General features: G+C 71.3%; 15 protein-coding genes. 8 read left to right on the top strand and 7 right to left on the bottom strand.

Features of this window, described 5'->3' with window-relative positions; genetic code table 11:
• Window positions 1-58: 58 nt before the first annotated feature.
• Window positions 59-802, top strand: coding sequence for a transcriptional repressor LexA (gene lexA / locus ODJ79_RS40400; protein ID WP_263029018.1), 744 nt, complete (start codon window positions 59-61; stop codon window positions 800-802).
• A 507-nt stretch (window positions 803-1,309) separates the two neighbouring features.
• Here the strand turns inward: lexA and ODJ79_RS40395 are convergent.
• A complete protein-coding gene (locus tag ODJ79_RS40395) occupies window positions 1,310-3,022 on the bottom strand; it encodes a hypothetical protein (RefSeq protein WP_263028995.1) in 1,713 nt (570 codons plus the stop codon).
• 56 nt (window positions 3,023-3,078) lie between these two features.
• Window positions 3,079-4,515, bottom strand: a complete 1,437-nt coding sequence (gene hflX, locus ODJ79_RS40390; protein ID WP_263028994.1) for a GTPase HflX — start codon at window positions 4,513-4,515, stop codon at window positions 3,079-3,081.
• A 173-nt stretch (window positions 4,516-4,688) separates the two neighbouring features.
• Between hflX and ODJ79_RS40385 the strand changes: the two genes are divergently transcribed.
• Window positions 4,689-6,149 (top strand): NAD-dependent malic enzyme, encoded by a 1,461-nt coding sequence (locus ODJ79_RS40385; protein WP_263028993.1) that lies wholly within the window; start codon window positions 4,689-4,691, stop codon window positions 6,147-6,149.
• Between the two features lie 44 nt (window positions 6,150-6,193).
• Here ODJ79_RS40385 and dapF read toward each other — a convergent pair whose 3' ends face one another.
• Both dapF and miaA read right to left on the bottom strand, forming a co-directional pair.
• Window positions 6,194-7,027, bottom strand: a complete 834-nt coding sequence (gene dapF, locus ODJ79_RS40380; RefSeq protein WP_263028992.1) for a diaminopimelate epimerase — start codon at window positions 7,025-7,027, stop codon at window positions 6,194-6,196.
• Between the two features lie 43 nt (window positions 7,028-7,070).
• On the bottom strand, window positions 7,071-7,982 hold the full coding sequence (gene miaA, locus ODJ79_RS40375; RefSeq protein ID WP_263028991.1) for a tRNA (adenosine(37)-N6)-dimethylallyltransferase MiaA: 912 nt from the start codon (window positions 7,980-7,982) through the stop codon (window positions 7,071-7,073).
• Between the two features lie 180 nt (window positions 7,983-8,162).
• Between miaA and ODJ79_RS40370 the strand changes: the two genes are divergently transcribed.
• The 3 genes from ODJ79_RS40370 to ODJ79_RS40360 are packed head-to-tail and all read left to right on the top strand — an operon-like array spanning window position 8,163 to window position 10,170.
• Window positions 8,163-9,371 carry a DUF349 domain-containing protein gene (locus ODJ79_RS40370; protein WP_263028990.1) on the top strand — a complete coding sequence of 403 codons (1,209 nt, stop codon included), beginning with the start codon at window positions 8,163-8,165 and terminating at the stop codon, window positions 9,369-9,371.
• A gap of 47 nt (window positions 9,372-9,418) precedes the next feature.
• Complete coding sequence (locus tag ODJ79_RS40365) at window positions 9,419-9,754, top strand: hypothetical protein (RefSeq protein ID WP_263028989.1); 336 nt, start codon at window positions 9,419-9,421, stop codon at window positions 9,752-9,754.
• Window positions 9,736-10,170: a type II toxin-antitoxin system VapC family toxin gene (locus ODJ79_RS40360; protein ID WP_263028988.1), complete on the top strand. Its 435-nt coding sequence runs from the start codon at window positions 9,736-9,738 to the stop codon at window positions 10,168-10,170. Before ODJ79_RS40365 ends, ODJ79_RS40360 begins: the two co-directional genes overlap by 19 nt.
• Here the strand turns inward: ODJ79_RS40360 and ODJ79_RS40355 are convergent.
• A complete protein-coding gene (locus ODJ79_RS40355; protein WP_263028987.1) occupies window positions 10,167-11,108 on the bottom strand; it encodes a threonine/serine dehydratase in 942 nt (313 codons plus the stop codon). The genes ODJ79_RS40360 and ODJ79_RS40355 overlap by 4 nt on opposite strands.
• Before the next feature lie 85 nt (window positions 11,109-11,193).
• Between ODJ79_RS40355 and ODJ79_RS40350 the strand changes: the two genes are divergently transcribed.
• On the top strand, window positions 11,194-12,165 hold the full coding sequence (locus ODJ79_RS40350; RefSeq protein ID WP_263028986.1) for a LysR family transcriptional regulator: 972 nt from the start codon (window positions 11,194-11,196) through the stop codon (window positions 12,163-12,165).
• Here ODJ79_RS40350 and miaB read toward each other — a convergent pair.
• Together miaB and ODJ79_RS40340 are read right to left on the bottom strand one after the other, a co-directional pair.
• Window positions 12,060-13,547: a tRNA (N6-isopentenyl adenosine(37)-C2)-methylthiotransferase MiaB gene (gene miaB / locus ODJ79_RS40345; RefSeq protein WP_263028985.1), complete on the bottom strand. Its 1,488-nt coding sequence runs from the start codon at window positions 13,545-13,547 to the stop codon at window positions 12,060-12,062. The two genes, ODJ79_RS40350 and miaB, sit on opposite strands and share 106 nt — an antisense overlap.
• A 20-nt stretch (window positions 13,548-13,567) precedes the next feature.
• Window positions 13,568-14,023 (bottom strand): hypothetical protein, encoded by a 456-nt coding sequence (locus ODJ79_RS40340; RefSeq protein ID WP_263028984.1) that lies wholly within the window; start codon window positions 14,021-14,023, stop codon window positions 13,568-13,570.
• A gap of 139 nt (window positions 14,024-14,162) precedes the next feature.
• Here ODJ79_RS40340 and ODJ79_RS40335 point away from each other — a divergent pair, with 139 nt between their 5' ends.
• Both ODJ79_RS40335 and ODJ79_RS40330 read left to right on the top strand, forming a co-directional pair.
• The gene (locus ODJ79_RS40335) at window positions 14,163-14,906 is read left to right on the top strand and encodes an amino acid ABC transporter ATP-binding protein (protein WP_263028983.1); all 744 of its coding nucleotides are present in this window, start codon (window positions 14,163-14,165) and stop codon (window positions 14,904-14,906) included.
• Window positions 14,907-14,959: 53 nt separating this feature from the next.
• Entirely contained in the window at window positions 14,960-15,832 is an 873-nt protein-coding gene (locus tag ODJ79_RS40330; protein WP_411267419.1) for a glutamate ABC transporter substrate-binding protein, read from the top strand.
• Window positions 15,833-15,845 lie beyond the last annotated feature (13 nt).

Genomic DNA, 15,845 nt, shown 5'->3' with positions numbered 1-15,845 from the left:
GCCGACAGGGAGGGCGGACGTGTCGACCGACGACCGGACGAGCCGGCAACAACAGCAGATGACCAAGCCCGAGTCCGCGTCACACCGCCGGGCGCCGGGCCGGCCCCGCGGCATCGACGCGCCGCAGCTGCGGTCGGTCACGCCCGTGGTCAGCCACTTCCCCGACCTGGTGACCGCCGACCTGACCGCCCGGCAGCGGCGCATCCTCGAGTTCATCCGCGACTGGGTGGAGCGCTACGGCTACCCGCCCAGCGTGCGCGAGATCGGCGAGGCGGTCGGCCTGGTCTCCCCGTCCAGCGTGGCCTACCAGCTGAAGGCCCTGGAGACCAAGGGCTTCCTGCGCCGCGACCCGAACCGTCCGCGCGCCGTCGACGTGCGCTCGCCGAGCGAGCTGGTCGACGACGAGACGGTGCGCAGCGCGCGTCCCCAGCCGGCCTACGTCCCGCTGGTCGGCCGCATCGCCGCCGGCGGTCCGATCCTGGCCGAGCAGGCGGTGGAGGAGTTCTTCCCGCTGCCGCGCGAGCTGGTCGGCGAGGGCGACGTCTTCATGCTCGAGGTCAAGGGCGAGTCGATGATCGACGCCGCGATCTGCAACGGCGACTGGGTGGTCGTGCGCCAGCAGCCCACCGCCGTCGCCGGCGACATCGTGGCCGCCATGATCGACGGCGAGGCCACCGTCAAGAGCTACCGCCAGCGCGACGGCCACGTCTGGCTCATGCCCGCCAACCCCGCCTTCGACCCGATCCCCGGCGACGACGCCACCATCATGGGCAAGGTCGTGGCGGTCCTCCGGCGGGTTTGAAGACCTATATCGTACGAATCCAGACAAGTCCCCGGCGAGCCGGACGGCGTCACTGCACCACCGGGCCGTCCCCCGCCGCCGGGCTGTCCTGGGTGGCCGAGCACAACGAAAGGCCAGGCCTGCCGGCCAGGCCTTTCGTACACACCGATGTCAGGCGCGCCGCTCCCGACCCATGGTGGCGACCGCCGACCAGCGTCCGCGCCGCCTTGGCGACCAGGAGGCGGCCGGAGCGGGCACCGGGGTACGCCGCCGCGCCCACGGGACGGCCGCGCTCACGCGATCGCCGCGCCCACGGGACGGCCGCGCTCACGCGATCGCCGCGCCCACGGGACCGCCGCGCCCACGGGACCGCCGCGCCCACGGGACCGCCGCGCTCGTGGGGCCGCCCGCGCTTCCGGGGCCGCCGGCCGCCTGGTCGACATGCTCGCGCCACCGGCCCGGAGACGCTCTGCTCCCGGGTCGTTCGCCCAGCGCCGGCTGTGGTTCCTCGCTCAGCTCGAGGGAGGGTCAGCGGCGGTAGCTCGGGCCGTCGAAGCGACCGTCGCGGTCGGCGTAGCCGTCGCCGCGGCCGCCCGGCTGACCGTAGGTGCCCGACGGCCGCCCACTACCCTGCGGCGGGCGCTGGCCCTGCTGCGGGCGAGGCTGCTGACCGCCACCCGGCGGCGGACCGGCCGGCCGCTGCGGCCGCTGGCCCTGCTGCGGCCCGCGCGGCTGGCCGAACTGCTGACCGCTGCCGCCCTGACCGCCATACACGCCGGGCTGTTGCGGGCGCGGCACCTGCGACGGCCGGCCCTGGCCACCGCCCTGGCCGCCCTGGCCACCGCCCGGGCCGCCCTGGCCACCACCCGCGCCGCCCTGGCCACCACCCGGACCGCGCTGGCCCCCGCCCGGCACACGCTGGCCGCCCGGCTGCGGGCGGCCGTACTGCGGACCGCCGCTGCCGTAGACCGGGCCGCCACGCTGGCCGGAAGCGCCCGGGCCGCCGTAGACGCCGGCGGCCGAACCGGACCGGGCGCCGCCGTAGACGCCGCCCTGCTGCGCGCCGCCGACGCCGATGAGCTCGGTCTCCGGGTCGCCGGCCGGGCTGTCCAGCTCGACCGACGGGGGCAGGTCGGCGAGCCGGCGGCGGTGCCGGACGATGCCGAGCACCCCGGCGCCGACCAGCAGCAGGCCGAGCAGGCCGACCGCGCCGACCGTGTACATGATGTTGTTGACCGTGAGGTCGGCGTACCAGGCCTTGCCGGCACCGGCGGACGAGCCCGAGGCCTTCTTCTCGGTCCCGATCGTGGTGGCCGGCGTGTACTGGAGGATGTAGTTCGCCGCGTCGTGGTTACCGGACATGTCGGACACGGTGTAGAAGTACTTGCCGTCGGCGCTGTAGGTGATCGCCTCGCCCTGCGTCTCGTTCGGCAGGCCGGTCGTCCGCGGCTTGTTCTTGAGGGCGGCGAGCACGTCGCCGCCGCTGACGTCCCACTCCAGCGCGTCGGTGTAGGTGCGCAGCACGACCTTGCCGCCGCCGGGGGCGATGGCACCGCCGACGATGGTCTTGTTGCCGATCCGGCCGAGCGGGTTCGCGGGGGTCTCGGTCGCCGAGACGGTCAGCGTCCCCACCTTCTTCAGCGGGACACCCTGCTCGCTGCCGGCCACCAGGGCGCTCGCGGGCTCGTACAGGCCGGCCGGGCGGTCGATCTCCTTGGTCACGATCAGCGGGGTGTTGTTGCCGGTGAGCAGCAGCGCCTCGGCGTCGTGAAAGTCGCCCTCCGGGTACTGCAGCCGGTAGAGCGTCGGCCGCTTGGAGCCGTCGAGCGGCATCTTCCACACGGCGACCCGGCCGCGCCGGCCGTCGTCCTTGTTGTAGTCGTTGTCGCCGATGTCGGCGATCCACAGCGTCTTCTTGTCCGGCGAGAGGATCATGTCCTCGGTGTCGCGGGGCCCGGCGCCGCTGTACGGCACCCGGTTTTTCACCTGGCACTTGGTGTCGAGGAAGAAGACCTTCTTGTGGGCGGACTCGTTCGACCCGTCGTCGATCACGACAAAGCCGTTCGCGGTCGCCACCATGCCGGACAGCTCGTCGAGCTGAGTGTCGGTCACCTTGCACAGCTTCTTGCCCGGCGTCGCGGGGACGCTGACGGTCGGTGCCGGGTCGTCCGCGAACGCGCTGGACGGACCGACCATCACCAGGCCGACGGCCGCGATGACCGGAAAGACGAGACGCCGCATCCGATCAGTGTCGCATGCGGCGTCGCGTCCCGGTGTGACGCATGGATCAGCGCTGGTCAGCGCATCAACTCTCCGTCGCGAAACGACTCCAGCTCGGCAGCGAGCTGCTCGTTCACCCGAACCTGCAACTCGGTGCCGTCGTCCGTGTAGCGGGTGTTGAGCACCTGACCGGACCGGTGAATTCGGGCGACCAGGTCACCTCGGTCATACGGAAGGATGACCCGCAGGTCGACGGCCGGGCGCGGCAGCCGCTGCGCGATCGCCGCGTGCAGCTCGCCGATCCCGACGCCGCTGTGCGCCGAGACGAACACCGCATCCGGCCAGGTGCGCTTGAGCCGCAGCAGGCTCTCCTCGTCGGCGGCGTCCACCTTGTTGATCACCAGCAGCTCGGGGATCCGGTCGGCGCCCACCTCGCCCAGCACCTCGCGCACGGCGCTGACCTGACCCTCCGGGTCGGGGTGCGCGCCGTCGACCACGTGCACGACCAGGTCGGCCTCCGCCACCTCCTCGAGCGTCGAGCGGAACGCCTCGACGATGTGGTGCGGCAGGTGCCGGACGAAGCCGACCGTGTCGGAGAGGGTGAACACCCGGCCGTCCTCGGCGGCGGTGCGCCGGGTGGTCGGGTCGAGGGTGGCGAACAGCGCGTTCTCCACCAGCACGCCGGCCTGCGTGAGGCGGTTGAGCAGGCTGGACTTGCCGGCGTTCGTGTAGCCGGCGATGGCCACCGCCGGGACGCCGCTGGCATGCCGGCGCGCGCGCTTGGTCTGGCGTACGGTCCGCATGGCCTTGATCTCCCGCCGGAGGCGGGCGATGCGCTGGTTGATCCGCCGGCGGTCGGTCTCGAGCTTGGTCTCACCGGGACCGCGCAGACCCACGCCGCCGCCCGCGCCGCCACCGCGACCGGAGCCACCGGACTGGCGGGAGAGCGTCTCGCCCCAACCGCGCAGACGCGGCAAGAGGTATTGCAGCTGGGCCAGCTCGACCTGCGCCTTGCCCTCTTTGCTCTTCGCGTGCTGGGCGAAGATGTCGAGGATCAGCGCCGTACGGTCGACGACCTTGACCTTGGTCTGCTGCTCGAGGTTGCGCAGCTGGGACGGGGACAGCTCGCCGTCGCAGATCACCGTGTCGGCGCCGGTCGAGAGCACCACGTCGCGCAGCTCGTCGACCTTGCCCCGGCCGATGAAGGTGGCCGCGTCGGGCCGGCCACGGCGCTGGATGAGCCCCTCGAGCACCTGCGAACCGGCGGTCTCGGCGAGTGCGGCCAGCTCGGTCAGCGAGTTCTCCGCGTCCGCGATGGTGCCCTCGGTCCAGACCCCGACCAGGACCACCCGCTCGAGCCGGAGCTGCCGATACTCGACCTCGGTGATGTCGGTGAGCTCGGTGGAGAGCCCGGCGACGCGTCGCAGCGAATGCCGCTCCTCGAGCTCGAGCTCGCCGGTCGTGGGGTCCGCCTCGAGCTCGTCGAGGACGGGAGCCTGGTAAGTGTTTCGCAAAAAAGTGACCTCCTCGGCCCGATGGTGGCACGTTGCGCTGGTAGGCGCATCCACATAACCAGGCCGCAGGTTGAAGACAAGTGTCTGACTCAGGGGTAACCACCGGATTGGAAGCGGGTATTCCGGAAGAGCAACAATGCGGGGTATCACCCGTCGACGCCGGAGGACACACCGTGGTGACCACCCGCCTGCCCAGCGCAGGATTCTCGATCACGATCCGCATCGCCGTTACCGCGGACGCCTCGTCGATCGGCCGCCTCACGACCTGCGTCGGGGAGGCCGGGGCGATCGTGACGGCACTCGACGTCGTCGACTCCGACCCGGCCAGCGTGCTGGTCGACCTGACCTGCGACACGGCCGACTCCAGCCACGCCGACCAGGTCGTCAAGACGCTGGAGGAGCTGGACGGCGTCGATGTCCGGAAGGTCTCCGACCGTACGTTCCTGCTGCACCTCGGCGGCAAGATCGAGGTGAGCTCGAAGGTCGCGCTGCGCAACCGTGACGAGTTGTCCCGGGCGTACACCCCCGGCGTGGCCCGGGTCTGCATGGCGATCGCCGAGAACCCGGCCGACGCCCGGCGGCTCACCATCAAGCGCAACACGGTCGCGGTGGTCAGCGACGGCTCGGCGGTGCTCGGCCTGGGCAACATCGGGCCGGCCGCGGCGATGCCGGTGATGGAGGGCAAGGCGGCGCTGTTCAAGCGCTTCGGCGGGGTGGACGCGTGGCCGGTGGTGCTCGACACCCAGGACACCGACGAGATCGTCAAGATCGTCAAGGCGATCGCGCCCGCGTACGGCGGGATCAACCTCGAGGACATCGCCGCGCCGCGCTGCTTCGAGATCGAGGAGCGGCTGCGCGCGCAGCTGGACATCCCGGTCTTCCACGACGATCAGCACGGCACCGCGATCTGCGTGCTGGCCGCGCTCACCAACGCGCTGCGGGTGGTCGGCAAGCACCTCGAGGACGTGCGCGTGGTCGTGTCCGGCGCCGGGGCGGCCGGTACGGCGATCATGAAGCTGCTGCTCCGGCAGGGCGTGGGCGACATCATCGCGTACGACCGGAAGGGCGCGCTGCACCGCGGCATGCCGGACCTCACGCCGACCTGGCACTGGCTGGCGGAGAACACCAACCGGTCCAACTACGCGGGCGACCTGGCGGGCGCGATCGCCGGCGCGGACGTCTTCATCGGGGTGAGCGCGCCCAACCTGCTCACCGGCGACGACATCGCGAAGATGGCGGACCGCGCGATCGTCTTCGCACTGGCCAACCCGGACCCCGAGGTCGACCCCCGGGAGGCCCGCAAGCACGCCGCCGTCGTCGCCACCGGCCGCTCCGACCAGCCCAACCAGATCAACAACGTGCTGGCCTTCCCCGGCGTCTTCCGCGGCATGCTGGACGCCAGCGCCGAGGAGTTCACCGAGGAGATGGCGCTGGCCGCCGCGCGCGCCATCGCGGACGTCGTCGGCGACGACAAGATCAACCCGACGGTCATCATCCCCAGCGTCTTCGACCCCAGGGTCACGCCGGCCGTCGCCGCCGCCATCCGCACGGTCGTCCGCGGCACGCCGACCCCGCACAACCCGGCCGCCATGCCGGAGGCCGACCTGGCCGGGGCACCGGAGGAAACCTTCTAAAAGCACATTTCGGGTACGAGTCGGGACGGGCGCTCGGACACGCGTCAGTCGAGGACCTCGCCGTTGGCCACCAGGACCGCGGGGCCGGCCAGCCACCAGCGGCCGGCCTCGTCGTGCGTCACGGTCAGGCGCCCGCCGGGCAGGTCGACCGCCACCACGCCGGCCGCCAGGCCCGCGTCGCGCAGGGCCGACGCGCCGACCGCGAGCGCGCCCGAGCCGCAGGCCAGCGTCTCGCCCGAGCCGCGCTCGTAGACCCGCATCCCGACGTGCAGGTCGACGCCGTCGATCGGCGCGGCCATGACCACGAACTCGACGTTCACCCCCGCGGGGAACAGCGCCGGGTCGAAGTCGGGCTGCTCCGACAGGTCCAGCGACGAGAGCTCCAGACCGTCGTGCAGCCCGCAGACCAGATGCGGGTTGCCGCAGTCCACGACCATGCCCGGGAAGGTCAGCGGGCCCACGGTCGCGGTGCTCGCCGCGTACACCCGCGGGGTTGGCATGTGCACCCTGATCTCGTCGCCCTCGACGAGCGCGACCACGACGCCGGCTCGCGTCGCGATCGGCAAGCCCGCCGGGCCGGGTTTGGCGAGCCCGCTCGCCATCAGGTACCGCGCGAAGACGCGCACGCCGTTGCCGCACATCTCGGCGACCGAGCCGTCGCTGTTGCGGTAATCCATGAACCACTCGGCGTCCGCGGCGAAAGCGGCGCCGTCCTCGTCCTTCGCGGCGCGCACGACCCGCAGCACCCCGTCCGCGCCGATGCCGAAACGGCGGTCGCACAGCCGCGCGACCCGCTCGGGAGTCAGCAGCAGAGCGCCGTCCGGGTCGGGGACGATGACGAAGTCGTTGCCGGCGCCGTGGCCTTTGGTAAAAATCATCTGAGGTTTCCGCCGCGGGTTCGTTGAGGAAAAAGCACCGTGATTATCCCGCAAGCGCGAGAGCGTCCGCCACGAGTGTGTCCGACGCCCCGTCCAGCCAGTGGATCGCCGGATCGCGCTTGAACCAGGACCGCTGCCGGCGCACGAAGCGGCGGGTGCCCTGAACCGTGGCGGCCTTCGCCTCCGCCTCGGTGAGCTCGCCGTCGAGCTGGGCCAGCGCCTGCTGGTAGCCGAGCGCGCGGCTCGCCGTACGCCCGTCCCGCAAGCCCGCCGGAAGCAACCCGCGCACCTCGGCCACCAGCCCCGCGGCCCACATCGTTTCCACCCGCCGGGCGATCCGCTCGTCCAGGACCTCGGTCGCCCGGTCGACGCCGATCTGCAGCGACGGGTAGTGCGGGATCGGCTGCGGCAGCGTCGCGGTGAACGGCTTGCCGGTCAGCTCGATCACCTCCAGGGCGCGCACGATCCGCCGCCCGTTGGAGGGAAGAATGGTCGCGGCGGCGACCGGATCCCAGTGCGTCAGGCGCTCGAACAGCGGCGCCGGACCGTTCGCCGCCAGTTCCGCCTCGAGCCGCGCCCGCACCTCCGGATCCGTGCCGGGAAACTCGAACTCCTCGAGCACCGCCCGGATGTACAGGCCCGAGCCGCCGACCAGCAGCGGCACCCGCCCCCGGGCCAGGATGTCGTCGATCGCCGCGCGGGCCAGCGCCTGATATTCCGCCACCGCCGCCGGGACCGTCACGTCCCAGATGTCGAGCAGGTGGTGCGGCACACCCTCGCGCTCCTCGACGGTCAGTTTGGCGGTGCCGATGTCCATCCCCCGATAGAGCTGCATCGAGTCGGCATTCACCACCTCACCGCCCAGCGCGTGGGCGAGAGCGATGCTCAGCGACGACTTGCCCGCCGCGGTCGGCCCCACGACAGTGACGACACGGGGGACCAATTCGAACGGCACGGAGCAACCGTAGGACACTGTTATGTCACGGTCATCGGTGGGCGCTTCCCCATAACCGGGTTGGACCTGTGACAATGCGCGAGAAAGAATGCCGATGAGAGCTTCGGTGTTCGGCTGCGCTGTGGCGGCGGTCGCCGGCCCTTCCGGGTCGCGACTACCGGGAGACTTGAGGGACGGGTTATGAACGACTGGACGGCCTTCGGGCGCGTGGATGCCGACGGCACCGTGTACGTGAAGACCGCGGAGGGCGATCGCGTGGTCGGCTCCTGGCAGGCGGGCACCCCCGAAGAGGGACTGGCCCACTTCGCCCGGCGATTCGCCGATCTGGTCACCGAGGTCGACCTGGTCGAGGCACGCCTCAAGTCCGGCGCCGCGGACGCGCCGCACGCGCTGGCCACCGTGAAGCGGCTGCGCACCCAGCTCGATGAGGCGCACGTGGTCGGCGACATCGACGGCCTCGCGGCCCGGCTCGACCGGCTGGCCGGCGTCGCCGACGAGAAGGCCGGCGAGGCCCGCGCGGCCCGCGAGGCCGCCCGCGGCGAGGCGCTGGCCCGCAAGACCGCCCTGGTCGAGGAGGCGGAGGCGATCGCCGCCGACGCCACCGGCTGGAAGACCGCCGGCGACCGCCTCAAGGAGATCCTCGACGAGTGGAAGACGATCCGCGGCGTCGACAAGAAGACCGACGGCGAGCTGTGGAAGCGCTTCGCCGCCGCCCGGGACGGCTTCACCCGCCGTCGCGGCGCCCACTTCGCCGCCCTCGACGGCCAGCGCAAGCAGGCGCAGACGGCCAAGGAGGAGCTGGTCAAGGAGGCCGAGAGCCTCGCCGAGTCGACCGAGTGGTCGACCACGGCGAACCGGCTCAAGGAGCTCATGACCGAGTGGAAAGCCGCGCCGCGCGCCGCGAAGGAGGCCGAGCAGCGCCTCTGGGAGCGGTTCCGGGCCGCCCAGGACAGCTTCTTCACCCGGCGTAGCGAGGTCTTCTCCGCCCGTGACGCCGAGTACAAGGGCAACCTCGAGAAGAAGCAGGCGATCCTGACCGACCTGGAGGCCGTGGACGTCGACGCCGACCCGCGCGCCGCCCAGAACAAGCTGCGCGACGCCCAGGCCGCCTGGCACGACGCCGGCCGCGTGCCGCGCGAGACGGCCGCCTCGCTGGACCGCCGCTGGCGGGCCGCGGAGGAGCGCATCCGGGTCGCGATGGACTCGGCGTGGCGCAAGACCACCCCGCAGGACAACCCGCTGCTGCAGCAGATGCGCGAGCAGGTGGCCGAGGCGGAGGAGAAACTGGCCCGCGCCCAGGCCGCCGGCGACTCCCGGCGGATCAAGGAGGCGGAGCAGGCGCTCTCCTCGAAGAAGCAGTTCCTCGCCCTCGCCGAGCAGGCCAACTGACCAAGACTTGGTCGCGGGATCCTTACTACCAGCGGTAGCATGGTTGCGTGACTGCTGAGCCGTTGCCGCCGACTCGTGGTGGCGAGATTTCGGCCGCCGAGCGTGCCGCCATCGAGAGACTCCTGGCCGGCCGGCCGGCCGAGGGCCTTCGGCTGGTCGGCAAGGCTCGCAAGGTCAGCGTGTCGATGCCCGAGGACCTCACCGCCGCGGTGCAACAGCGGGTGGGACCCGGCGAGTTCAGTCAGTACGTGACCGAGGCGGTCGCCCGCCGGCTCGAGCTCGACCTCGTCGAGGAGCTTGCCGAGATTCTGGAGGCGGAGCACGGCCCGGTCGCCGAAGACGCACTGGCCGAGGCGAAGACTTCGTGGCCCGACGAGCATTAGGCGCCGGCGGCTCCCTCGTCCTGGACAGCGAGGGTCTGGTCAAGCTTGCGGCCGGCGACCAAAGGGCGCGCGCCTATCTGCTGAGTGCGGTTGAGCGTGGCGCTCGGGTGGTGGTCAGTGCCGCCACCCTGACGGAGGTGCTCCGCGGCGGGCCCCGGGACGCACCCGTGCACCGGGTGCTGTCGCGCATCACGGTGCTGCCGGTGAGCGCCGAACTGGGCCGCCGTGCCGGGGAGTTGCTCGGCGCGACCGGGTTGTCCGGGCATCGATACGCCATCGACGCGATGGTAGCCGCGACGGCACGGGAGCTGGCTCGCCCGGTCGTGCTGTTGACGAGCGACCCGGACGACCTGGGCAGGCTGGTGGAGGAGCCGGACCGGCCCAAGAGTCAGCGGATTGCCGTGGTGCACGTCTAACAGCCGCCCACCATGGCCAGCTCCTGCGGGGAGGCGTTGCCGCCCGTGCAGACGATGGCGATGTCGCGGCCCGCGAAGCGGTCAGGGTTGGCCAGGAGGGCGGCCAGCGGGGCGGCGCCGGCGCCCTCGGCGAGGGTGTGGGCCTGGGTTGCCAGCAGACGCTGGGCCTCGGCTATCCGGTCGTCGGTGACCAGCAGGAAGTCGGTCAGCGACGCGCTCAGGTGGCGCTGGGGCAGGTCGTACGAGCGGCCCGTTGCCAGTCCCTCGACGCGGGTGCGGTTGGGGCGGGTCGAGCGGGTGCCGGAGCGCCACGCGTGGTGGGCCGCCGGGGACGCGGTCGACTGGACGGCGATGACGGCGCAGTCCGGGGCCAGGGCGCGGGCCACGATCGTCGCGGCCGCGGCGCCCGAGCCGCTGCCGACCGGTACGACGATCGCGTCCAGGTCGGGGCGGGCCTCCAGGATCTCCAGGTAGAGGGTGCCCACGCCGGCGATCAGCGACGGGGTGTCGCCGGGGCTGACCAGGGCGGCGCCGGTCGAGGCGGCCAGCGCGGTGGCGTGTCGCTCGCAGTCGGCGAGGCTCGCGCCGGTCAGGATCACCTCGGCGCCCCAGGCCTGGACGGCGGCGACCTTGGCCGGGTTGGCGCCGACCGGCATCACGACCGTGCACTCGGCGCCGGCGACGTGGCTCGCGTACGCCATCGACTGGGCGTGGTTGCCGGTCGAGTAGGTGACCGTGGGGCGGCCGTCCAGGGCGGCGATCAGCACCAGCCCGCCACGGACCTTGAAGGCGCCGGTGGGCTGGGTGTTCTCGTGCTTGACCAGGACAGTCGCGCCGGCCGTCGCGTTCAGGACCGGGTACGACCACATCGGGGTGGGCGGCAGGTGGCGACGGACGACCTCGCGGGCCGCGCGCACGTCGTCGATGGTGAGCTCCATGCCGCCGATCATCGAGGGCCCGTGGCACATAGGTCCAATGGCAATGTCTCCGGAAACCTATCAACGATACTGATAGGTTCGGGCGATGCTCGACGTCACCCGGCTGCGGGTGCTGGCCGCGGTCGCCCGGCACGGGTCGGTCACCGCGGCGGCCCAGGCGCTGCACTATGCCCAGCCGTCGGTGAGCCATCACCTGCAACGGCTGGAGGCCGAGACGGGCAGCCGGCTCGTGCAGCGGGCCGGGCGCGGCATCCGGCTGACCGAGGCCGGGCGGATGCTGGCGGCCCGCGCGGAGGAGATCCTGGGGCGGCTCGACGCGGCCGAGGAGGAGCTGGCGGCCTACGACGGGCTGCGCCGCGGGCGGGTGCGGCTGGCGGCGTTCCCGTCGGCTCTCGGCACCTTCGTGCCGCTCGCGGCGGCCGGCTTCGCGGCCGCCCACCCCGAGGTCGACCTGCGCTTCCGGGAGGCCGAGCCGCCCGAGGGGGTACGCCTGTTGCGCAGTGGCGAGGTCGAGGTGGTGTTGCTGTTCACGCACCCGGACGAACCGACGCCCGATCTGGCGGGGCTGCGCCACGAGGTGCTGCTGGACGAACCGTTGTACCTGGTCACGCCGCCGGAGTGGCCCGGGGACCGGCTCGCCGACCACCGGGACCGGCCGTGGATCGGCGGCTGCGAGCGCTGCCGCGGGCAGTTGCTGCGGGCGGCGGCGGCCGAGGGCTTCGTGCCGGACATTCGCTACACGACCGACGACTACGTGGCCGTGCAGCGCCTCGTGGCGGCCGGTCTCGGCGTGACCACGCTCCCGGCGCTGGCCCTGACGGCACACCAAGATCCGCGGGTACGCACGATGCCGCTACCCGCCTCCTCGCGCCGGGTGGTGGCCGCCGTGCACGGCGAGCCCCCGGACCCACCCGCGACCGCGGCCCTGCTGAGCCACCTGCGGGCGGCGGCTCAGAGCGCGCAGCCCCCGGTGGTGGCGGGCAGCGGGGCGGGCACCCCGACCGTGGGCAGGCCGAGCGAGACACCCTTGAGGCGCGGCACCCGGCCGGCCTCGTAGGCGTCGCCGGCCCGGGTGCGGCGGTGCGACAGCGGGCTGCCGTCGGCGTTGAGGTGGTGCGGTGCCGCGTAGGTGACCACCGTCTCGACGATGTCGCCGGGGCGCGGGGCCAGGTCGCCGGTCGCGAAATGGACCAGGCGGCCGTCCCGGGCGCGGCCGCTCAGCCGGCCGGTGCGCTCGTCCTTGCGCCCCTCGCCGACGGCCACCAGGACCTCGACCTTCTCGCCCACCAGCTTTTTGTTCTCGGCCCAGGTGATCGCCTCCAGCTCGGCGATCAACCGGTTGTAGCGGTCCTGGACGACCGCCTTGGGGATCTGGTCGGCCATGGTCGCCGCGGGCGTGCCGGGGCGGATCGAGTATTGGAAGGTGAACGCGCTGGAGAAGCGGGCCTCGCGTACGACCGCAAGGGTTTGCTCGAAGTCTTCCTCGGTCTCGCCGGGGAAGCCGACGATGATGTCGGTGGTGATCGCCGCGTCGGGCATGGCGGCCCGGACCTGGTCGATGATCCCGAGATATTTCTCCTGGCGGTAGCTGCGGCGCATCGCCTTGAGCACCCGGTCGGAGCCGGACTGCAGCGGCATGTGCAGCGAGTGGCACACGTTCGGCGTCTCGGCCATCGCGGCGATCACGTCGTCGGTGAAGTCCTTCGGGTGCGGGCTGGTGAAGCGCACCCGCTCAAGACCCTCGACCTCGCCGGCGGCCCGCAGGAGCTTGCCGAAGGCGAGCCGGTCGCCGAACTCGACGCCGTACGAGTTGACGTTCTGCCCGAGCAGTGTCACCTCGAGGACGCCCTCGGCCACCAGGGCCCTGACCTCGGCCAGGATCTCGCCGGGGCGACGGTCCTTCTCCTTGCCGCGCAGCGCCGGGACGATGCAGAACGTGCAGGTGTTGTTGCAGCCGACCGAGATCGACACCCAGCCGGCGTAGGTCGACTCGCGCTTGCTCGGCAGCGTCGACGGGAACACCTCGAGCGACTCGAGGATCTCGACCTCGGCCTCCTCGTTGTGCCGGGCGCGCTCGAGCAGTGCGGGCAGCGAGCCGATGTTGTGGGTGCCGAAGACCACGTCGACCCAGGGCGCCTTCTTGACGATGTCGCCGCGGTCCTTCTGCGCAAGGCAGCCACCGACGGCGATCTGCATGCCGGGGTGCTTGAGCTTGGTGGGGCGCAGGTGGCCGAGGTTGCCGTAGAGGCGGTTGTCGGCGTTCTCGCGCACCGCGCAGGTGTTGAAGACCACGACGTCGGCCGCGTCCGGATCGGCGGCACGCACGTAGCCCGCATCCTCCATCAGACCGGAGATGCGCTCGCTGTCGTGCACGTTCATCTGGCAGCCGTACGTGCGCACGTCGTACGTGCGCGGGGTGCCCTCGAATTCGGTAGTCATGGCAATTGAACAGGGTACTGCTAACCGGCGGCGGGCTTGAAATGTGAGCTGCCGCAGCCGGGACCGAGCGAGCAGGCCGGGTCGACGCCGGTGCACGGGCGGACGTGCCGCCGTTCGGGGCCGTCGTCGGTCTCCACCTCGTCGACATGCACGGGGCGCAGGGTGCCGTCCGGCTCGGCGAGCACGTACCGGGTGGGATTGAGGGTGTCGTCGGGCAGCAGGACGGCCTCGCCCAGCCGGACCGAGACGGCGCTGGCGCAGGTGGCCTCGGCGAAGCCGGCCGGGGCGACGAAGACGTCGACCAGCGTGGGGAAGTCGCCGCCGACGTGGTAGACGTCGCAGAGCACGCCCTGGTGGCCCAGCGGGACGACCGACCGCTCCAGGGCGCCGGCCAGCGCCCCTCGGACTCGATCGGGGTCAATTCGATTTCCGATGGACCAGCTCCACAGACCGGGTGTCGGATCCCCGTCAGCCATACCGAACATCGTGGACAATGCGCGGGCCCCTCATCCGCTAAGTTACCGCTCCGTGACCATTCTCGGCGCGAACCGATACTACGGTCCACTTAGAGTGTGCCCATCCGGGTGATCCGCAACGAACGGACGGGGTTCAACAGTGTCCGACGATGCCCTCATCGTGCTCGAGAACGTCAACAAATGGTTCGGCCCGCTGCACGTGCTCGACGATGTGAATCTTTCCGTCGCACGCGGCGAGGTGGTCGTCGTGATCGGACCCTCCGGCTCCGGCAAGTCTACGCTGTGCCGGGCGATCAATCGACTTGAGCCGATCAACTCGGGCACCATCACCTTCGATGGCCGACCGCTCCCGGCCGAGGGCCGGGCCCTCGCGCGACTACGCAGCGAGGTCGGCATGGTATTTCAGTCTTTCAATCTCTTCGCGCACAAGACAATCCTGCAGAACGTCATGATCGGGCCCGTCAAGGTGCGTAGGGAGAAATCCGTCGAAGTTCACGACCGGGCCATGGCGCTCCTCGAGCGGGTCGGCATCGCCAATCAGGCGGACAAATATCCGGCCCAGCTCTCCGGTGGTCAGCAACAGCGCGTGGCGATTGCCCGGGCCCTTGCGATGCAACCGAAGGCGCTCCTTTTCGACGAGCCGACCAGCGCGCTCGATCCCGAGATGGTGGGCGAGGTGCTCGACGTGATGACGTCGCTGGCCCGCGACGGGATGACGATGGTGGTGGTCACGCACGAGATGGGATTCGCGCGGCACGCCGCCAACCGGGTGGTGTTCATGGCCGATGGTCAACTCGTGGAAGAGGCGCCGCCGGCCGAGTTCTTCGCGAGTCCGAAAAGCGACAGGGCCAAAGACTTCCTTTCCAAAATCCTTACGCATTGACGGTGCGAACACCTTTCGTCCCAACGCAGGAAACTATTTCGAGGAGCGTAATGATGCGCATCACCCGATTGGCAGTGACGTGCGGAGCCATGGCCTTGGTGCTCGCCGGGGCCGCATGTGGCGGGAGCAACTCCAACAACTCCGGAGGCAGCAGCGGCAGCAGCCCCGGCACCTCGGGGGTCGTCGCCAAGGCGTCGAGCGGCAAGCTGACCTTCGGCGTCAAGGCCGACCAGCCGGGCCTGGGCCTGCAGACCGGCAGCACGTACTCCGGCTTCGACATCGAGATCGCGAAGATCATCGCTAAGGGCCTGGGCGTGCCGGAGAGCGGCATCACCTGGAAGACGACGGTGTCGGCCAACCGTGAGCCGTACATCCAGCAGGGGCAGGTCGACATCGTGGTGGCGACCTACACGATCAACGACGAGCGCAAGCAGAAGGTCAACTTCGGCGGCCCGTACTACATCGCCGGGCAGGACCTGCTGGTGCCGGTCAACTCGACGATCACCGGGCCGGAGTCGCTGGCCGGCAAGAAGGTCTGCTCGGTGAGCGGCTCGACCCCGGCGAAGCGCATCAAGAGCGACTACAAGGACGCTCAGCTGCAGCTGTTCGACTCGTACTCGAAGTGCGTGACGGCGCTCGCCGGCGGCCAGGTCGACGCGGTGACCACCGACGACATCATCCTGGCCGGGTACGCCGCGCAGGAGCAGTACGCGGGCAAGTTCAAGGTGGTCGGCAAGCCGTTCAGCACCGAGCCGTACGGCATCGGCCTGAAGAAGGACGACACCGCGGGCTGCAACAAGATCAACGACATCCTGAAGGCCGCGGCGGCCGACGGGTCGTACAAGAAGGCCTGGGAGGACACGCTCGGCAAGAGCGGCAAGCCGGCGCCCGAGCTGGACACCTCCAAGCTCACCAACTGTTCCTGAGGTCAATTGGCGG

The sequence above is a fragment of the Actinoplanes sp. KI2 genome, assembly GCF_025630775.1.
GTDB lineage: Bacteria > Actinomycetota > Actinomycetes > Mycobacteriales > Micromonosporaceae > Actinoplanes.
The sequence above is the reverse complement of the archived record's forward strand: the minus strand, read 5'-3'. Positions and strand labels throughout refer to the sequence as shown.

Bases quoted from the DNA above. Each gene is read 5' to 3' on its own strand.
- lexA (WP_263029018.1), top strand. From the start codon at position 59: ATGACCAAGCCCGAGTCCGCGTCACACCGCCGGGCGCCGGGCCGGCCC.
- ODJ79_RS40395 (WP_263028995.1), bottom strand. From the start codon at position 3,022: ATGCGGCGTCTCGTCTTTCCGGTCATCGCGGCCGTCGGCCTGGTGATG.
- dapF (WP_263028992.1), bottom strand. From the start codon at position 7,027: ATGATTTTTACCAAAGGCCACGGCGCCGGCAACGACTTCGTCATCGTC.
- ODJ79_RS40370 (WP_263028990.1), top strand. From the start codon at position 8,163: ATGAACGACTGGACGGCCTTCGGGCGCGTGGATGCCGACGGCACCGTG.
- ODJ79_RS40355 (WP_263028987.1), bottom strand. From the start codon at position 11,108: ATGGAGCTCACCATCGACGACGTGCGCGCGGCCCGCGAGGTCGTCCGT.
- ODJ79_RS40350 (WP_263028986.1), top strand. From the start codon at position 11,194: ATGCTCGACGTCACCCGGCTGCGGGTGCTGGCCGCGGTCGCCCGGCAC.
- miaB (WP_263028985.1), bottom strand. From the start codon at position 13,547: ATGACTACCGAATTCGAGGGCACCCCGCGCACGTACGACGTGCGCACG.
- ODJ79_RS40340 (WP_263028984.1), bottom strand. From the start codon at position 14,023: ATGGCTGACGGGGATCCGACACCCGGTCTGTGGAGCTGGTCCATCGGA.
- ODJ79_RS40330 (WP_411267419.1), top strand. From the start codon at position 14,960: ATGCGCATCACCCGATTGGCAGTGACGTGCGGAGCCATGGCCTTGGTG.